Below are 18,948 nucleotides of genomic sequence, written 5' to 3'. Positions count from 1 at the left end.
CAATCGGTTCCCTCAAAACTTGCTTTGCCTGCATTGCCTGCAGCCAAGTCCGGAACCAGGGTCCTGGCCCAACTTCATCCACAGGGTTATGCACAACCCGTGGATAATCGGCTACTGGGACACTCTAGGGGATGAAAAGCCTAGAAGATAGCTGGCTATCCGGCTGTGGATAATTACACTGTTGTGGTTCTCCGGAAGGCCCTGTGAGCCACTTCATCCACAGGCTGTTGGGGATACTTAGGCACAGCTGGGGACAGCCCGGGAGGCAGCTTCCGGTTTGACTCCGGGCTGCGGATTGCCCTAACGTTGTGAAGTCCTTTGTGTCCGCTTTTTGGCCCCGTATGAACTTTCCAGTCGCAGTGCGCCTGGTCAGCTGGGGGAAGCGTGCATATACAAAACTTAGCGTCGGCCAGTTCTTCCCCAATACTGATCGGGTGGGCGCACCTTTGATCCACTGGAGTAACTAACGTGAGCAAGCGGACTTTTCAGCCGAATAACCGCCGTCGAGCCAAGAAGCACGGCTTCCGCCTTCGTATGCGTACCCGTGCCGGCCGTGCCATCCTGGCAGCCCGTCGTGGCAAGGGCCGCACCGAACTGTCGGCCTAAATAACTGGCTCGTCGGTAGACATCCCCTTGCGAGTTTAAGGTGCTGGCCGCCCGCAACCGCCTGAGGACCTCAACCGATTTTTCAACAACTGTACGTTCCGGTGTCCGCAATGGGCGCCGGAACGTAGTGTTATATGCGGCAGCTATTGCTGCCGACGAACCCAGCCGGATCGGGTTCATTGTTTCCAAGAGTGTAGGGAACGCTGTAGTCAGGAACCTCGTTAAGAGGAGACTGAGAGAAGCAGCTGCTGCGTCGCTGCGCGAGCACGGTACGGGCCTTGCCATCGTGGTGCGGGCGCTTCCTGCGTCTGCCACTGCCAGCTGGGACCAGCTGCTGTCGGACTACAACGCTGCACTGGGATCTGCGCTGAACCGGCTGGCCGGCCGCCCTTTGCGGGCTGCCGCCAAAGGTTCGGCCGGTACAACACAGGAGGGGACAACGCGTGCCTAACGCCACTGCCGTCGTCGTCCGCTCCCGCAGAGTGTTGGCCGCCGTCGGGAGGTTCCTCTGGAACCTGCCCCGGAACATCCTCATTCTCCTGCTGATCGCTTACCGCAAGGTGGTTTCTCCCTTGTATGGTCCGGTCTGCCGATTTTTCCCTTCATGCTCGGCGTATGCCCTTGAAGCGGTCACTGTCCACGGGGCAGTCAAGGGAAGCTGGCTCGCAGTCCGGCGCCTTGGTCATTGCCACCCATGGAACGCCGGCGGAGTGGACCACGTCCCCGCCGGCCGCCGGGAATGGCCGGAAGGCCAGACCCCCACAATTGTTGTGCTGAACAATCCGGACATTTACCTGGTTGCTCGGACTGATGAAGAAGGCCGCAGTGCGGCCTGACGAATAGGGATAAGTATGGACTTCTTTGGAACAATCATGGCCCCGTTCAAGTGGCTGGTTTCCATCATCATGATTGGATTCCACGATGGCTTGAGTGCTATCGGGATGCCCGCCGCGAATGGCTGGACCTGGACGCTGTCCATCATTGGGCTGGTGCTGGTGATCCGTGCCGCCCTGATCCCGGTGTTCGTCAAGCAGATCAAGGCCCAGCGCGGCATGCAGTTGCTGCAGCCGGACCTCAAGAAGCTCCAGGACAAATACAAAGGCAAGACTGACCAGTTGTCCCGGCAGGCCATGGCCCAGGAACAGATGGCCATGTACAAGAAGCACGGCACCAACCCGTTCTCCGCCTGCTTGCCCATGCTGATCCAGATGCCGTTCTTCTTCGCGCTGTTCCAGGTGCTGTCAGGAATCACGGCCGCACGCCAGACCGGTGCCGGCATCGGGGCGATGAGCCACGAACAAGTGGTGCAGTTCGACGAATCCAGCATTTTCGGTGCGCCCCTGTCTGCATCCCTGCTGCATGGCGGCGGCGGCAACCAGATGGCTGTCTGGATCCTGTCCATCGTGATGATTCTGGCCATGACGGCCTCGCAGTTCATCACTCAGAAGCAGATCATGGCCAAGAACATGTCCGAAGAAGCCATGGCCAGCCCGTTCATGCGCCAGCAGAAGATGATGCTGTACATCCTGCCGATTGTTTTCGGTGTGGGTGGCATCAACTTCCCCATCGGTGTCCTCATCTACTGGACCACCACCAACCTTTGGACCATGGGCCAGCAGTTCTTCGTCATCCGCCGCATGCCGACGCCGGGATCCCCCGCAGCCAAGGCCCTCGCCGAGCGCCGTGCCGCCAAGGGCCTGCCCGCACTTTCCGTCCTGAGCGGCAAGCGGGAAGAGGCAGCCGACGACGCCGCGGCCGCCGCAGTTGAGATTAAGGGACAGCGCGTCCAGCCCCAGCGCAAGAACAGGAAGAAGAAGTAATGTCTGCCGAGAGCACCGAGCACGCCTTTTCTGAAGAGATCGAAGATCAGGACGATTCCGTGAACCAGGATGCTTCCGCCGCCAAGGTTTCCGCCGCCAGCCGCCTCGAGGAAGAGGGGGACGTCGCTGCAGACTACTTGGAGGAACTGCTGGACATCGCCGATATCGACGGCGACATCGACATTGAAGTCCGCAACGGCCGCACCTACATCTCCATCGTCGCCGACGAGGAAGCCGAAGGGCTCGAAGGCCTGGTTGGCGAAGACGGTGAGGTCCTTGAAGCGCTCCAGGAGCTGACCCGACTGGCAGTCCTTTCAGCCACGGAAAACCGGTCCCGGCTTGTCCTGGACATCAACGGCTACCGGCAGGAGCGCACTGGCCACCTGCAGAAGATCGCCGAAGATGCTGCAGCGTCCGTAAAGGAAACCGGCAAGTCGGTGGCACTGGAACCGATGAGCGCCTACGAACGCAAGATCGTCCACGACGCCGTGGCCGACCTTGGCTTGGTCAGCGAGTCCGAGGGCGAAGGCGCCGACCGACACATCGTTGTATCCGCGGACTAGGGAAGCTGACCCGATAACCATGGTTGACATCACGGCAGCAGAACTCCGCGCTGCTGAGAAAATCTTCGGTGACCGGCTGGACCTGGCCAAGCGCTACGTGGAGCATCTGGCCACGTCCGGAACCGAGCGCGGCCTTATTGGGCCGCGGGAGGTTCCCAGGCTGTGGAGCCGGCACGTCCTCAATTGTGCGGTCATCGAAAGCGAAATTGCCCAGGGAAGCCATGTTGCCGATGTCGGAAGCGGCGCCGGACTGCCTGGACTATGCCTGGCCATCGCACGACCGGACCTTGAGCTGACGCTCATCGAACCGTTGGAACGCCGCGTGATCTGGCTCCAGGAAGTGGTGGATGACCTGGGACTGGACAATGTCACGGTTATGCGCACACGCGCGGAGCTGGCCGTAGGACAGGTTGAGGCTGACGTGGTAACCGCCCGTGCCGTTTCGGCCTTGACCAACCTGGCCGGCCTGACCATCCCGCTCCTCGGCGGCCACGGTGAAGTGGTGGCCATCAAGGGACGCAGCGCCGGGGAGGAAATCGAGAAGGCGGCCAAGACCATCCGTAAGCTGGGTGGCGTGGAGACCTCGGTGGTGACAGTAGGTGACAACCTCCTCGAGGAGCCCACTACCGTGGTCCGCATCGTGGTGAACAAGTCCCAAAAGAAGTCCTGACCCGGGCCCGCTGACGGCTGTCAGCAGGCAGGAGCGGCTAGGCTAGACAACGGCAGCAAAATTGGCTGAACGAGAGTGAGTGTGCCCCAGTGACCAGTAGTGAAGCCTCCGCACAACGGATCCCGCCGTTTGTGTCTTTGGGGTCGGCACGTTCTGTCGCTGGGTCCGGGCTTGCCGGTGTCGGCACGGCTCCTGCCCGAGGTGGAAATCATCCGAAAACGGGTGTCTCTGCAGCGTCCGGTAAGGCAGTTTCACGTGAAACAACCGGTGGCGGTCGATCCAACGTCATTGACGCTATCGATGATTCCAGCCCCATCGCACGGGAGCTTGCCCATGAGACGAAGCGCCGTGAACGCCTAATGGGGCGCCAGCTCCCTCGCCCGGAAAAGACTCGGATCTTTACGGTGTCCAATCAGAAGGGCGGCGTGGGCAAGACCACCACCACGGTCAACATCGCAGCCGCCTTGGCAGCTGCGGGACTCAATGTGCTGGTCATCGATATCGATCCGCAGGGCAATGCCTCCACAGCTTTGGGCATCGAGCACCACGCTGACGTGGACAGCATCTATGACGTCCTGATCAACGATGTCCCTCTTGCCGACGTCGTAGCCCCGTGCCCGGATATTGGAAAACTCATCTGTGCGCCGGCCACGATCCACCTTGCAGGGGCCGAAATTGAGCTCGTGTCCCTTGTGGCCCGTGAGCAGCGGCTGCGCCGGGCCATTGATGTCTATGCCAAGGAACGCGAGAAGAACGGCGAGGAGCGGCTGGACTATGTGTTCATCGACTGCCCGCCCAGCCTCGGCCTGCTGACCGTAAACGCTTTTTGTGCAGCCAGCGAGGTACTGATCCCCATTCAGTGCGAGTACTACGCGTTGGAGGGCCTGAGCCAGCTCCTGAAGAACATCGAGATGATCCAGAAGCACCTCAACGCGGACCTCGTTGTGTCAACCATCCTGCTCACCATGTATGACGGCCGTACCAACCTTGCTGCCCAGGTTGCCGCGGAGGTACGCCAGCACTTCCCCGAACAGGTTCTCTCCGCCGTGGTTCCGCGGTCTGTCCGGATCTCCGAAGCCCCCAGCTACCAGCAGACGGTCATGACGTACGATCCGTCCTCAAGTGGTGCCCTGTCCTATTTGGAAGCAGCCGCTGAAATAGCGGAACGCTAAAAATTTTCAATACCGCAACGCACGGAGCAAGGCCCAGCCTGGCTCTACCACTGGAGGGATTTACCCATGAGCGAGAAGCGACGGGGCCTAGGCCGCGGTCTTGGCGCGCTGATTCCAAGTTCCGCCGCAACCAATGGTTCCGGTAACGGTGGGGCGGTATCGCGGCCTGTGGACCTTTTCTTTCCGGAGGGCCGCAGGAAGACAGAACCCACGGAGCAGCCAACAGCCGCAGCAGCGACCAGGACGCAGGAGGCGGAAACGCCTACTACCCCTCCGTCTTCGGTTAAGCCAGCTGCCTCCAAGGCTCCTGCCGGCAAGAGCAGCGATGATAAGAAGGCCCCTGCGGCTGCGCCCGCTCCGGCAAAGAAGGCTCCTGCCAGGAAGTCCCCCGCCGCGGCATCCAAGGCTGCTGCCGCTGAACCTTCTGCCATCGTGGAAGATCCGGAAGTGCCAAAACGGGACGACCCCGTAGGCCCTGAGGAGCCGGCTGAGACTGGTGCGGCCCCCGACTCCGGTGTTGAGCTGGTGGAAGTCCCCGGTGCCCGTTTCGCTGAAATCCCGGTCTCGGACATCCACCCGAACCGGAAGCAGCCCCGCAATGTCTTCGATGAAGACGACATGGCCGAATTGGTGCACTCGGTTCGTGAAATCGGCGTTCTCCAGCCAATCGTGGTTCGCACATCAACCGAAACCGGTAGCGAACCATATGAACTCGTCATGGGCGAACGCCGCTGGCGCGCAGTCCAGGCTGCAGGGCTTGACACCATTCCCGCGATTATCCGTGACACGACGGATGACGATCTTCTCCGTGACGCGCTTCTCGAAAACCTCCACCGCAGCCAGCTGAACCCGCTGGAAGAGGCGGCGGCGTACCAGCAGCTCTTGGAGGACTTTGGTACCACCCATGAGCAATTGGCGGATCGCATTGGCCGTTCCAGGCCGCAGGTATCCAACACTCTTCGCCTGCTGAAGCTGCCGCCGTTGGTGCAGCGGCGGGTTGCTGCCGGAGTGCTCTCGGCAGGCCACGCACGTGCCCTTCTGTCGCTTCCCGACGCTGCTGCAATGGAACGGCTGGCGCAGCGAATCGTTGCAGAGGGTATGTCTGTGCGAGCCACAGAAGAGGCGGTGACCTTGTACCAGGATCCTGCAAAGCCTGCCAAGAACAACATTCCCCGCCCTGGGGCCCGGCATGAGCGCTTGGATTACCTGGCATCTTCGCTCTCCGACCGCCTGGACACCAACGTCAAGATCTCCCTTGGCGTAAGGAAAGGCAAGGTAAGCATCGAGTTTGCCAGCGTTGATGACCTGAACCGCATCATGGATGTTTTGGCTCCTGGATCCACCAACTAATCGCCACAGCAAAAGGGCCCGGTTCGTCTTGAACCGGGCCCTTTTGCTTTGCTCTTCAAATCCCTACTCGCCGGTGTTTCAGCGTCGGACCGCTAAAAAGTGACAATCGAACCGCATAACCGTGCAAAGCATCTTCAGTTAGCGTGCAAATTACATAGCCGCCGGTGTTCATCGACATTCCCAGGGGGCGTTAGTCGGGGTATCCGTCGGGAAGGCTGACTCGGTAGCGGCGGCAGTCAAGTGGCGGGGTGCTCGGCAGCAGTGAGGGTGGTTATCTCCTTCTTTGCGGAACCGTTGGCGGCCGCCGCACCAACGGGTGACATAGGGCGCGAAAGGTCCCATCAAAGGGGCCGCGTTCTCTTGCACGCGGGCAGCAAATGACGGGTATGACCATGCGATTCGTTGCGGATAAAGGCCGTATTCACGATTAGAAGAGGTCCGCGGGAGTTATCGGTCCTACTCCCATGGCCCAACGCCTCGTGTTTCACGTGAAACGATGCCAGCGGGAGGCTTGCGTACACGCTAGTCCCCCACTCGCAGAAACGCCGCCCACACCGCATTCGCTTACGCGCGACGTCTGAAAGCTTGACGTATGTGCTACGCGACCGCGTTCGCGTGGCCGTCGCATGGAGCACCGCCGGGTCCATCCGTGATGATTGAATCGTAGTGCGAGGGCGCAAGAATCTGGTGGCTGGCGGTCCATTCGCAAATTCCTCCAACAGAACAACTAAGCGAATAAGCGATACGGAGGCGAGTGGCTCTTGGTGGATACAGCCCCGCTGCCTTTTCGAACAACCGGAGCACTAGGCGAAGTCGCACGCGAGAAGTCGTGCGCGCGGGTTTCGAGGCGGGTTTATGGTCCAGGCTCGCATCTTGATCAGTGGCTGTGAGGAATCCACTCGGCAGCGTGCCCTTCGTAAACTGACTGCCCCAGTTGGAGTCGACGTTGCTGCACTCAGCCCAGTCTGCTGCTCCGTAGCTGCCGACACGGCAAGTTCTTCCAATGCGCTCTGACCTGCGCGCCTAGCTGCCGGCGCTTCACTTTTTATACCTGTCCCCGCTCCGCGTTCCAGGCTGTCGGAGACATGCGGGTAACGCTTGCAGTAGAAGTGGGCTTGCCCGGCCCTGCAGTTGACGCATCGGTTTCACGTGAAACATGAGGAGCACCCTACAAGGTTGACTTGTTCTCCTTGGCCGCGGGCCGGTTCACCCCTGCTAAGGGCTACCCTTTCAATTTCAAAGCACGGTCTGAGGCGGTGACGAAGCGGTCCCCCAGGCACGGACACTCTGCCATGCCTGTTTCACGTGAAACGCTTCCACGGCCCTTCACTGCCCCTTCGGTAAAGTCTCCGGCTACTGCGAGGGATGACAATGCGGCGTTGCCCGATCTCGGCGTGGGCTTGGACATAGTTCTCCGCACTTGTGATGGAGCCGGATGTCCGCGGGAGGCGCAGCAGACCGTCTCTTGCGATCGCACTGTTTAGGAGTTTCGTGTAGTGCTAGATGGCCACCATGTTCCTCAGGATCATACGTTCGGTGTCTCTATCCGGTGGTCGTCCGGCACAATACCGTATTCGGCTCACCCGGAGGCAGGTATCGATGCCACCGTTGCAGAGGTCCTGCGTCTGCCCGAGGAAGAGTGGTCGTGCACTTTAAACCTTCCTCTTTCGGAAGGGCTGCCAGTACATACGATCGTGGGCCATCGCCTCACCAATGTGGATCCCGGGGCATCGCGGGGCTTCCTGTCCATACGCACTAGTTTGCTGAAGTAGGGGGTGCACTTCAACCGGCATTTGGGCAACTCTGGGCCCTAGTGTCGAGCAAGACTCTCGGCTCCCTACTCCTTTAGCGACGCGTCGGGGCGTTGGATGGCTCCAAGTCATCAGCCGCGCACCCACGTCCAACTCATCCTAGTCTGTCGACTCACGAGCTTCCTGGGTTGGAGGTATGAGTACAGGCCTAGGGGCTCTCCGTTATCAAGACGCTCGAGTGCACGAGCCCTCATGAGCGGTGGATAGTGCTGTGGATAACTTTGTGGATAGGCTCACAGGTGGATCGGGCCGCTCCAGGTCGCCTTGCGTCTCAAGAGGCGATGCCCAGACGAATTCTTTTCTATATGCTTTCATCTTGCTTGCGTGACGTTCCAACGTTTCACGTGAAACAAAGGACGTGGTCAGGCCTATAGGCGGCCGGAGTACCTGCTGAGACGTATAGCAGTTGCTAAATCTCACCTATCGGGTGCTGGAGCCGTTCTTGCGAACAGCACCGACGGCTTCAAGATTGGTAGTCGCAGTATTTGAGCAGCAGGCATCCACTGGACTGGCTTCCGCTAGCCGCACGTCTGCCAGCGATGGGCACGCCTGAGCCTGTGGACAACGCTGTGGATAGTGATCCGCGACCCTGTGGATAAGGCTGGGGAAAAAGCCAGCTGCGGTAGTCCGCCTTCGCCCCATCCTCCTCCCCCGTCCTGTCGCTAGTGACTGCAGTAGACGCTGTGTACTCGCACATGTTGGCGCCACTCATTCGGTGTCTCAATCTACTTCGCATGGATCCCTACACGGCCCGTAATCCGTGGGCGTTCCTAGGTGGCGACTAGCCACGAGGATGACAAGAATCCCGATAGGTTGGGCGATGTCGCAGTCCATGTCCTCTCCCTTGGGATCATCACGGACACTCCCGTAATTGCTAGTTGCCGCGGCGGCCGGCATGCTTCGCCAGGCGTGTTGCTGCCCTCGAATACGTGTGTACCGAGATCTCATGAACGAGCCCAAGGTAGAGCCCCTACCCGATATTCTGTTGAGGTCGTGAGCCGGAAAATTCTGAACCGCATGAGCGCCGACCGGAGCAGTCATCTAGAGCTGAGCTGGGGTACGGGCAATCTGCATGTATAGCAGCACTGTCTCTACCGGAAACTCATGCGCCTGCGGGCCCCTCCACGCAAGCGGTTTCACGTGAAACAGCCCATCGAAGGTGCTGCCTGTTTCACGTGAAACAAGCACGTCGCGGCGGCAGGCACTGCTTGGGCGTCCGCCCATGCTGAACGACCGCTGTGGTGGGTCTCCTCCCCCTGCAGGGTAATCGCTATGGTCGCGTGGTCTTCCTGTGGGCAGGACGCACGTGGGCGATGTGCGCCCGGCCTATCGATCCAGCTCCCTTGGTGTGGGCAATGGCGCCGCAAGCGCTTGCTACCGGACCGGCGTGGCTCGACCTCATCGCAGGCTCCATCAACATCAAAACGGATCGGATCTGTGCCCTGTGAAGGGCCAGGGCCTCGGCTGTGGGGGCGCCCGGCTAGGGAGTGCCTACCATTCGCGCCGCTCACAACGGCTTGCTTGTGTGTAGGTATCGTGCGGCGGCTTGGACTTAGTGCCTCTCAGTTTTCGAGCGAGGTCGCGTCGACAGTTGGACGAGGAACGTAGAACTACTGAGGCTGTTCCCGTAGGCGCGGTTCCAGCGGACGAGGAGGGCGGGTCTATAGATCCTAGTTGTCCGTCTGACGGTCAACGAGTCAGAGCCGTAATGGGGATTCCTTGTACGGTAAGAGGCCAGCGCGCAGCCAGCGCGGCGCTCCAGGGTGGTGATATTCATAACCGCGCGCGGTACGAGAATAACGCACGAAGGAATACGAACCCCGACAATGCCAAGTGCAGCGGCGGGGAAAGAATTACGCGCTTCACACCTGCTGCTTTTGTGCGGGACGATGGTCTGACGACTCATCGCGCTTGGGGCGTTTCTTGGCCCCAACTCTGCGACCGCCCCAGGGCGGTATTCGAGACTACGTTGCCGCATTAGGTCCCTGGCGGCGTACTGCGGTACGGGCGTGGCGTGCTGGTTTCACGTGAAACACGCCTGGCCGCGGCAGTGCAGGTAGTGCCCAAAAGACGTGAGAACGTTACAGCTGATGCTTGGCTTCAATACTTTCATACAGTTGCATACCACCGACTCGACCTGAAACTTGCATCGTGCAGGTTCGCCCATCAAAGCTAGTCGAAAAACTCAGTCACAGCGATACGGTGTGCCTGGCTCGATCGATTCAGGGGGCACCCACCACCGCTCCGGAAATTGCAACCAGCGAGTCGATGTTTCCCGTGAAACAGGCACCCCTGGTAGCTACCAACGCTGGCGGCAACACCGCCGCGTATGAGGATGGTGCTCGAAACCCTATAAATAAGACCCAGAAAGGTACCGAACGTCCTGCACATAAAAGAGTGGCCACCGCCTCCCGGCGATGGCCACTCCTACAGGAAACCCATGTTCACCATGGGCGCTACAACCTAGGACAGGACGTCAGCAAACTCCTTCTCGAAAAACTGCTTCGGCTTTGCTCCGATAACGGTGCTCTTCACCTGGCCACCCTGGAAGAGGTAAACGGCAGGAATGGAGGTGATTCCGTACTCCGCAGCGATCGCGGGGTTGTCGTCAACGTTTACCTTGACGACGTCCACCTTTTCACCGTACTCGACGGAGATCTCATCCAGAATGGGGCCCAGCTTGCGGCAGGGGCCGCACCATTCCGCCCAGAAATCCACGATTACCGGCTTCTCGGCCGACAAAACGTCAGTGCCGAAACTTGCGTCAGTTACATCTTTAGCGTTGCTCATAACCTATCTTTCTCTTCGGATAACAGTGCGCGGATCAAGCCGGCAGGTCTGCCAGGTAGTGTTCGACGTCGATTGCTGCGACACACCCGGAACCAGAAGCGGTAATCGCTTGGCGGTAGGTGGGATCCACAACGTCGCCGGCCGCAAATACGCCGGGAAGGCTTGTCTTGGAGCTTCGACCCTCTACTGCAATGGTCCCTTCCGGGGTCAGGTTGAGGACGTTCTTGACCAGGTCAGTTCGCGGGTCGTTGCCGATCGCCACGAAGACACCTGTAACGGCAAGCTCCGACTCCGTGCCGTCCACCAAATTCTTCAACCGAAGACCGGTGACCTTGTCGGTTCCCAGCACGTCAGCAACAGTGCTGTTCCAGATGAAACTGATCTTTTCGTGCTCCAAGGCTCGGTCAGCCATGATTTTGGAAGCCTTGAGGGTGTCGCGACGGTGGACAACCGTGACCGATTTCGCAAACTTCGTAAGGAAGAGGGCTTCTTCCATGGCGGAGTCACCACCGCCGATGACAGCGATGTCCTGATCCTTGAAAAAGAAACCGTCACAGGTTGCACACCAGCTAACACCATGACCGGACAGCCGCTTCTCGTTGGGCAGTCCCAGCTCCCGGTATGCAGAGCCGGTGGAGAGGATGACGGCCTTCGCCTTGAAGGTCTCCCCCGTGGCGATGGTGACCGTCTTGACCGGCCCCTCCAGCTCCAGCGCGGTTACATCCTCAAACTGGATCTCCGTCCCAAAGCGGGCGGCCTGCTTCTCGAAGTTCTCCATCAGGTCCGGGCCCATGATTCCCTCGGGGAAACCAGGATAGTTCTCCACGTCCGTGGTGTTCATTAGCTCGCCGCCGGCAGTAACCGACCCGGCCAACAACAGTGGCTTGAGGTCCGCCCTGGCGGTATAGACGGCCGCCGTATAGCCCGCCGGGCCCGAGCCCACAATGATGACGTCGCGAACATCCGACGCCGTCTTCTCTTCGATGGTCACTGGACCGTGAACCTCTTCCTTGTTCGACTCGCCTCCCTGTGGAGGCCGGCCACATGGCACAACTGCGTCCGCGTGCTGAATATTCCAGCGCCTGGGCAAGGCAAACCCCCGACAGCATGAGAGATAGTTGCAGTCAGGGCGCACTTTCCAGACTACATTCCCAGCCAGGCTGGTTCGCGCCCGGCAGCAACATGCGGAGTCGTAAAGCCGCCCAGGCTCCCGCCCTACTGGACCTTGATCTCAGCCAGCCGGAGGCCGTAGCCGTAACGGGTCTTGGGTGCCGCGAGCTTGGGCAGTGAGTTGATGGACACAATGACATACTGTGCCTGCACGGGCTCCGGGAGGGGCATGTTCAGGTCCGTGGACGTGAAGCTGTTGGTCCCAACCAGCTTGGCACCGTCCGTGGTGGGCTGGTCATTGGTGTACACGCTGATGTTGCCGCCCGATCCCCCAAGCTGGGAGAGCGTGATGGAGGAGACAGTGGACTGGCTCTTCAGCTTCACCACGAGGGGAACACCCTGCGGGGCCAGGCCGCCCCAGTTCTCCGTGGCGAACTCCATGTCGGACCAGTAGCTTGCGGCGTTGCCGTCGTACGCCTTGATCAAGTCGCGGTCGAAAGTGGCGGCAAAGTCGAAGTTACCCTGCCTGCTGACACTCTCGATGGCCGGCGGAACTACCGGTGGTTTTGAGGGAGCTGCCTGCGTTGCCGGCGCGGATGCCTGCGGTGCAGTGGTGCTCGCTGCCGGTGCGGCCGTTGGCTGGGCCTGTGGTTCGGAGGTGAATAGGCTGCCCAGGTTGGTGACGGCAAAGATCAGGCCAGCAATCAGAACCACGGCCAGCAAACCCCCAACCAGCCAACGCATGGAACGGGGCTGGTTTTGGGATTCATCCCGGTCATCGTCGTAGTCGTCCCGGTCAGCGAAGGAGACTCCCGCGGAAGCGGGTGCTGCCGCGCGGGCGAACAGGGCAGACTTGCTCTTGACCGGCCGCGCTTCCTGCTGTGCTTCGTCGGTGTCCTCGTAGCGGTCCTGGTCCCCCGCGTGTGTGTAGTCGTCGTCGGACCACAGGGAAACCTTTGGCTTGCGCTGCTCCGCGGCTGGGTGGGCCTGGGTGCTGCCGACGGCCGCCGTATCGTTCGGGCCCGTGTCTGCCTCCGCGGAACCAGCACGTTCAGACGGAGAAGGAGCACGATTGGTTACCGGCTGGGCGGCGGTGGCATCCGGGTCGACCCGGGAGGCTCCCAACCCGGCCTTTGATGCTGCGGCACCGGAAGCAGCGGCAGCACCAGCAACACCGGCGGCTGCACCCGCAGCAGCTCCGGCACCGCGGTGGCCGTTCGAGGCACGCGGCGGAGAGGCAGGCTGCTGAGAGCCAGCCTGCTGCGGACCAGGTTGCTGTGCTGCGGGGCGAACGGGAGGCCGGGGCGGTACAGCGGGACCGGAACGGTAGGGATCAACCTGGCTGGGGTGCGAATCGGCGTAATTGATGTACCCGGCCTCGACGTGGTCTTCCTCGTCGTACGGCTCAGGCTCGTGGGACCGGGGCTGGCCAAAGATTTCACTGCCCAGGGTGTCCGTGAAGAAGGGCTCAACGTAGGGCGGATTCGAGGTAACCACCAGGTCCAGCAGGTCCGCGGCGGACGTGTGGTTGGTGATGAGGTAGGTGGTGTCCTCGGTCACGCCAAGGTCCAGGACCTGCACGGTGCCAGGGCGTTCGCCGGTGGCCACTTCACGGGCGCTCTGGGCAACCTGTTCGGTGTTTTCCGGCCCGGCAACCAGGATGCTGACCGGGCGGTTGAGGACCTGGTCCACACCGTCCAGCACCAGATCGTGGTCATGCGAGGCCAACACTGTGGCGGTGACCTTGTAGCGGCCGCCCAGTACTGATCCGACATCGATCGGGTTGGACACGTGTTCCTCCTAGACTGTCCGGGATTGCCGGCCTCTATGACGCAACCGCCGTTCAGGCGCCGCGCACGGCCAACCCTGAATGCAACTACCCCTGTACCTGTTCGATCCTAGCCGATCCGCCCCGGACGGCCGCGGAGAAGACGGGCTCCGGGGCACATTCGCGTTACTTTTTGCGCTTGCGCCGGCTGCTGAAATACGGGTTTTCGCCGGCTTTCCCCTGGTAGGTCCGGCGGCCGGGGAGCGGGATCCGTTCGCTGAGCAGGCCGCCCCGAGCCGTGCTTGGCTGGTCCTCGACCGGCAGGTAGCCGCCCTCGGCACCTTGCTGGCTGCCGCCGTCGTACGTTTCCTGGCGGCGGGAACCCCGCTCCGGATCGGGGCCCGCACGGAAGGAGACGGCATCGAACTCGCCGGAGATCCGGGGGATGAGGCCGGTGTCCACGGAGGTGGTGGCCCGTTCAGGACGGTGCCCGGAGGAACCTGCGGCAGGAGCGGACGACGGCGCGTCCCCGGCTTCCGGCGCAGGGGCCTGGCCGCCGCGGCCAAGCCGTCCCAGCAGGGGCCGGAGCATGTCGCTCAGCTCCGAGACGCGGAACAGCCGCAGCAGCAGGAAGTAGACGGCCAGCATGACCGGCCCTGCGATGGCTACCGTCACCAGCGCTTGGAGGCGCCCGCTCCACGCGAAACCGTCCGGGTTGTAGCTGCCCATCAGCCACAGGGCGCCGGCGCCGGCAATGGCCGAACCCAGGGCTGCGTACCCCATCCGGATGTACGAGTTGGCAATCCGCGGCCCGTCGAGGCTGCCCAGCATGCGCCGCAGGAAGAACGCGCTGATGACCACCGAGAGGATGTTGCCCACCATGTACAGGACGGCAATGGCATAGATGATCTGTCCCACCGGCAGGAACTGGATGACGAACGCACCGGCCACGTACACGACTGCGAGAAGCAGCTGCACGTAGAAAGGCGTGCGGGCGTCCTCGTTGGCGTAGAAGACGCGGGACATCATGAAGTTGGCGCTCATGAACGGCGTGCTGAGGGCCAGGATGGTGAGCGTCTGGGCCAGCATGACGCCGTCCTGGCGCAGGCCGCCGGAGAAAAACATGCCCAGCGGACCGGCCAGGGCGAACAGTGCCAGGGCACCGAAAACAGTGGCCACGGCCATAGTCCGCAGGCCGTGCGAGAGGGCGTCGCGCAGTTCCGCGCGGTTGCCGTCCTGCGACGCCCTGGTCATCCGGTTAAAGAGGACAGTGGCCAGGGACAGCGCGATGATTGAGTGCGGCAGCAGGTACAGCTGGCTGGCAACCTCGAGCACGGCATTGCCGGGAAGGGTGGAGGCGGACGGGTCCCCCGCCTCCTGCAGCCGGATGCGTTCGGCGCCGGGGATGGTGGCGATGCGCATGACGTACAGGAAGGCGAGCTGCCCGACGGCGGCCGTCAGGAGGGTCCAGACGCTCAGCCGGGCAGCGTGGCCCAGTCCCACGCCCCGCCACCCGAACCGGGGACGGAGACCCAGCTTCAACCGGAAAACTGGAACCAGCAGGATGGCGGTCTGGGACAGCACGCCGATAGTGGAGAACCCGGCCACCAGGAGCGTCTGGGTGGGCCCCCAGTTGTCCAGGGTGTGGGGGCTGACCTTGTTCGTGCCGAAGATCCAAATGAACATGCCCAACCCTGCGATCGACACCAGGTTGTTCAGGATAGGCGCCCACATGGCAGGTCCGAACGCGCCATTGGCGTTCAGGACCTGGGTGAGCAGGGCGTAGAGGCCATAAAAGAAGATCTGCGGCAGGCACCAGAAGGCGAACGCGACCGCCAGTGCCTTCTGCTGCGGCGAGTAGCCCTGGGTGGTCAGCTCAATGACCCCCGGGGCCGCCAGGGTGACCAGTGCCGTCAGGCCGAACAGGAGCAGGACAGCCAGCGTCAGCAGCCGGCTGATGTAATCCGCTCCCCTGTCCGGAGCCTTGCTCGCCTTGATGATCTGCGGAACCAGCACCGCATTGAACACGCCGCCGGCCACCAGCAGGAAAATCAGGTTGGGCAGGTTGTTGGCGTTGATGAACGTGTCATTGACCGTTGAGCCAAGGCCCAGGGCTGTTCCCAGCATCCAGGTCTTGCCGAAGCCCAGGAAACGCGACACCAGCGTGCCCGCAGCCATGATGGCGCTGGAACGCGTCTCGCTGGCTCCCGCTGCTGCGGGCTGGTCGATGTCCGGCGCAGCTGGCTCGGGGGGCACGCCGTCGGGTGCCGAATCATCGGGCCGGCCGGACCGGTCGGAAGGAAAGTTGGTAGCTGACATCGACTTCATCGTCTCACCCGCAGGCACTTAACACCGCAATGACGACGGCGGCGTCCGGGCTTAGAGGTGTCCCGGCAGGACTTCGCGGGCGAGGTCGGCGATGCGGCGTTCGTTGGGAAAGGACAGCTTCCGGGCCAGTTCCTGGATGGGCACCCAGGCGACGTCCACGGCTTCCTGGTCCGGATCGTTCTCGATGGTGAGCTCGCCGCCGGTGGCGCGCAGGAGGTAGTGGTGCACGGTCTTGTGCACCCGGTGTCCGCTGACGGTGAACCAATAGTCGATGCTGCCCAGGGGGGCCAGGATGATGCCCTCGATGCCGGTTTCCTCGGCAATTTCCCGGACCGCGGCCTCTTCGTTGTTTTCCTTGCCCTCCGGATGGCCCTTGGGCAGGCACCACTCGAGCCGGCCACCCCGGTTAAGGCGGGCGATGATCGCCACCCTCAGTTCGGCGTCGGACGTGTCCACCACGACGCCGCCGGCGGAGACTTCCTCCACCGTGGGCAAGGACGCCGGCGCCGATTGCTGGGCAGGGGCAACGTGCGCCCCGATTGCCGACGGCAACGGTGCGTTTGTCCTCCTGCCTGGAGCGCTCGGTACTGGATGGGCCATGGAGTCCACTCTAACGACTGTTGCCCTCCTGTGATGACCGGAACATGACACGAAGATGGACGGGATATGACGTACTTTTTGGCGGGGAAGGCGAATCAGCGCGGATCGTGACGCTTTTTTGGACTGCCGCCGCGCTGGTTTCTGCCAAGCTTAAGGAACTATGTCGCACGCACATCACAAGATTGATACCCACACCGTCGACTTCAAGGTGGATCCGGTGGTCCTGGAGCTCGGGCAGCGCTTCGTGGACGCCGGCCACGAGTTGTCCCTTGTGGGTGGTCCCGTGCGTGATCTGTTCCTTGGCCGGACCTCCCCCGATCTGGACTTCACCACCGACGCCACACCCGACCAGACCGTAGCCCTGATCAAGAAATGGGCTGACAATTTCTGGGAGATCGGCAAGGCCTTCGGCACCATCGGCATGCGCAAGGCCGGTTTCCAGATCGAGATCACCACCTATCGTGCGGAGGCCTACGATCCCGAGTCCCGCAAGCCCGTGGTGGCGTTCGGTTCCTCCCTGACGGATGATCTGCTGCGCCGCGACTTCACCATCAATGCCATGGCGCTGAAGCTGCCTTCCATGGAATTGGTGGATCCCTTCGGTGGCGTACGCGACCTGCACGCTTCCCTGCTGGCCACGCCCGGTTCTCCGGAGGCGTCCTTCTCCGATGACCCTCTGCGGATGATGCGGGCCGCCCGGTTCGCCGCGCAGCTGGGGGTCTCCGTCCGGGACGACGTCCGTGAGGCCATGGCCAACATGGCGGACCGGATCAAGATCATTTCCGCCGAACGGGTGCGCGACGAGCTGGTCAAGATGGTGTGTGGGGCGCGGCCGCGGACAGGCATCGACCTGCTGGTGGACACCGGGTTGGCCGAGCACGTGTTGCCGGAGGTTTCCGCCCTCCGCCTCGAATCCGACGAGCACCACCGGCACAAGGACGTCTACCAGCATTCCCTCCAGGTCCTGGAGCAGGCGGCCCGGCTTGAAACCGATGCGGAGGGCCCCGTGCCCGGGCCGGACTTCGTGCTGCGCTTTGCTGCATTAATGCACGACGTCGGCAAGCCGGCTACGCGACGCTTCGAACCGGGCGGAGCGGTGAGCTTCCGCCACCACGACATGGTGGGTGCCAAGCTCACCACCAAGAGGATGAAGGCGCTGCGGTTCGACAATGACACCACCAAGGCCGTGGCACGGCTGGTGGAACTTCACATGCGCTTCTATGGCTACGGCGACGCCGGCTGGAGCGACTCGGCCGTCCGGCGCTACGTGACCGATGCCGGTCCGCTGCTGGAGCGGCTGCACCGGCTGACCCGCTCCGACGTCACCACCCGCAACCAGCGCAAGGCCGACCGGCTGTCCTTTGCCTACGACGATCTGGAAGAACGGATCGCCGCACTCCGCGAACAGGAGTCCCTGGATGCGGTGCGCCCAGACCTGGACGGAGCCGCGATCATGGCGCTGCTGGGGCTCAAGCCGGGCCCCGTGGTGGGCCGCGCCTACAAGTTCCTCCTCAACGAGCGGATGGAACACGGACCGCTGCCCACCGAGGAAGCGGAGGCGCGCCTGCTCCGCTGGTGGGCCGAACAGCCTGAATCTGCACCTGCCGGACCGGGGGCAGAAGCCTCTTCCGCCGTCGTCGAACGTTCACCCGTTGAGGAGCCCAAGTGACTAATTCCGCCTTTGCCCCGCGCCCCCAGCTCTGGATCCTTCGCCACGGTGAGACCGAATGGTCAAAGAGCGGGCAGTACACGGGCCTGACCGACCTTCCCCTGACAGTGGAAGGCGAGCAGCAGGCCGTGGAGGCCCGCAAGGTGCTGGACGGCGTCGACTTCGACCTGGTGCTCACCTCTCCGCTGCGGCGCGCACGGCGGACGGCCGAACTGGCCGGATTCCCTGACGCCCGGCACGAGCCGCTCGCCGTGGAATGGAACTACGGCGACTACGAGGGCATCAGCTCGGACCTGATCCGCAAGGACAACCCCGATTACCTGATCTGGACACACGGCGTGCCCAACGGTGAAACGCTGGACGAGGTGGCCGCGCGGGCGGACAAGATCATTGGACGGATCCTGGAATCCGGGATGGACAACGTGCTGATCGTGGCACACGGCCATTTCTCCCGGATCCTCACCGCCCGTTGGCTGGAATTGCCACCCACGGAAGGCCGGCACTTTGTCCTGGGCACCGCCAAGGTCTGCACCCTGGGATGGGATAAAAAGACGCCCGCTATTGTGCGCTGGGGCCTCTAAATCTTCTTTTTGAATAAACTTCTTACCTTTTTACGGGAATTGCTGGCCTTTCGCTGATTCCTGGGGTAACTTTATTCCTGACCCCACGGTGATCTGCCCGGGTCCCAGAC

The 18,948-nt window shown here is 62.1% G+C and carries 15 protein-coding genes; 10 read left to right on the top strand and 5 right to left on the bottom strand.

The window, feature by feature from the left end; all coding sequences use genetic code 11:
• Nucleotides 1–468: 468 nt before the first annotated feature.
• From rpmH to LFT44_RS20695, 8 genes are all read left to right on the top strand, one after another.
• Complete coding sequence (gene rpmH / locus LFT44_RS20730; RefSeq protein WP_003800212.1) at nt 469–606, top strand: 50S ribosomal protein L34; 138 nt, start codon at nt 469–471, stop codon at nt 604–606.
• A gap of 40 nt (nt 607–646) precedes the next feature.
• Complete coding sequence (rnpA, locus tag LFT44_RS20725; RefSeq protein WP_236800387.1) at nt 647–1,057, top strand: ribonuclease P protein component; 411 nt, start codon at nt 647–649, stop codon at nt 1,055–1,057.
• The gene (gene yidD, locus LFT44_RS20720; protein ID WP_236800386.1) at nt 1,050–1,442 is read left to right on the top strand and encodes a membrane protein insertion efficiency factor YidD; all 393 of its coding nucleotides are present in this window, start codon (nt 1,050–1,052) and stop codon (nt 1,440–1,442) included. The genes rnpA and yidD overlap by 8 nt, the downstream gene beginning before the upstream one ends.
• 15 nt (nt 1,443–1,457) lie before the next feature.
• The gene (gene yidC, locus LFT44_RS20715; RefSeq protein ID WP_236800385.1) at nt 1,458–2,426 is read left to right on the top strand and encodes a membrane protein insertase YidC; all 969 of its coding nucleotides are present in this window, start codon (nt 1,458–1,460) and stop codon (nt 2,424–2,426) included.
• Nucleotides 2,426–2,989 carry a Jag family protein gene (locus LFT44_RS20710; protein WP_236800384.1) on the top strand — a complete coding sequence of 188 codons (564 nt, stop codon included), beginning with the start codon at nt 2,426–2,428 and terminating at the stop codon, nt 2,987–2,989. The genes yidC and LFT44_RS20710 overlap by 1 nt, the downstream gene beginning before the upstream one ends.
• A gap of 19 nt (nt 2,990–3,008) precedes the next feature.
• Complete coding sequence (rsmG, locus tag LFT44_RS20705; protein ID WP_236800383.1) at nt 3,009–3,659, top strand: 16S rRNA (guanine(527)-N(7))-methyltransferase RsmG; 651 nt, start codon at nt 3,009–3,011, stop codon at nt 3,657–3,659.
• Nucleotides 3,660–3,748: 89 nt separating this feature from the next.
• The gene (locus LFT44_RS20700; protein WP_236800382.1) at nt 3,749–4,831 is read left to right on the top strand and encodes a ParA family protein; all 1,083 of its coding nucleotides are present in this window, start codon (nt 3,749–3,751) and stop codon (nt 4,829–4,831) included.
• 66 nt (nt 4,832–4,897) lie between these two features.
• Nucleotides 4,898–6,181, top strand: a complete 1,284-nt coding sequence (locus tag LFT44_RS20695; protein ID WP_236800381.1) for a ParB/RepB/Spo0J family partition protein — start codon at nt 4,898–4,900, stop codon at nt 6,179–6,181.
• 4,274 nt (nt 6,182–10,455) lie between these two features.
• Here LFT44_RS20695 and trxA read toward each other — a convergent pair.
• The 5 genes from trxA to LFT44_RS20670 form a co-directional block, all read right to left on the bottom strand.
• Nucleotides 10,456–10,782 carry a thioredoxin gene (gene trxA / locus LFT44_RS20690; protein WP_236800380.1) on the bottom strand — a complete coding sequence of 109 codons (327 nt, stop codon included), beginning with the start codon at nt 10,780–10,782 and terminating at the stop codon, nt 10,456–10,458.
• A 34-nt stretch (nt 10,783–10,816) separates the two neighbouring features.
• Nucleotides 10,817–11,773: a thioredoxin-disulfide reductase gene (gene trxB, locus LFT44_RS20685; RefSeq protein WP_236800379.1), complete on the bottom strand. Its 957-nt coding sequence runs from the start codon at nt 11,771–11,773 to the stop codon at nt 10,817–10,819.
• A gap of 224 nt (nt 11,774–11,997) precedes the next feature.
• Complete coding sequence (locus LFT44_RS20680) at nt 11,998–13,683, bottom strand: ABC transporter substrate-binding protein (protein ID WP_236800378.1); 1,686 nt, start codon at nt 13,681–13,683, stop codon at nt 11,998–12,000.
• A 163-nt stretch (nt 13,684–13,846) separates the two neighbouring features.
• Nucleotides 13,847–15,979, bottom strand: coding sequence for a murein biosynthesis integral membrane protein MurJ (gene murJ, locus LFT44_RS20675; protein ID WP_236800377.1), 2,133 nt, complete (start codon nt 15,977–15,979; stop codon nt 13,847–13,849).
• Between the two features lie 60 nt (nt 15,980–16,039).
• Nucleotides 16,040–16,588 (bottom strand): NUDIX hydrolase, encoded by a 549-nt coding sequence (locus LFT44_RS20670; RefSeq protein ID WP_236800376.1) that lies wholly within the window; start codon nt 16,586–16,588, stop codon nt 16,040–16,042.
• Between the two features lie 160 nt (nt 16,589–16,748).
• Here LFT44_RS20670 and LFT44_RS20665 point away from each other — a divergent pair, with 160 nt between their 5' ends.
• Nucleotides 16,749–18,257 carry a CCA tRNA nucleotidyltransferase gene (locus LFT44_RS20665; RefSeq protein ID WP_236800375.1) on the top strand — a complete coding sequence of 503 codons (1,509 nt, stop codon included), beginning with the start codon at nt 16,749–16,751 and terminating at the stop codon, nt 18,255–18,257.
• On the top strand, nt 18,254–18,838 hold the full coding sequence (locus tag LFT44_RS20660) for a histidine phosphatase family protein (protein ID WP_236800374.1): 585 nt from the start codon (nt 18,254–18,256) through the stop codon (nt 18,836–18,838). The genes LFT44_RS20665 and LFT44_RS20660 overlap by 4 nt, the downstream gene beginning before the upstream one ends.
• The last annotated feature ends 110 nt before the right edge of the window (nt 18,839–18,948 follow it).

Source organism: Arthrobacter sp. FW306-05-C (genome assembly GCF_021801725.1).
Classification (GTDB): domain Bacteria; phylum Actinomycetota; class Actinomycetes; order Actinomycetales; family Micrococcaceae; genus Arthrobacter.
The sequence above is the reverse complement of the archived record's forward strand: the minus strand, read 5'-3'. Positions and strand labels throughout refer to the sequence as shown.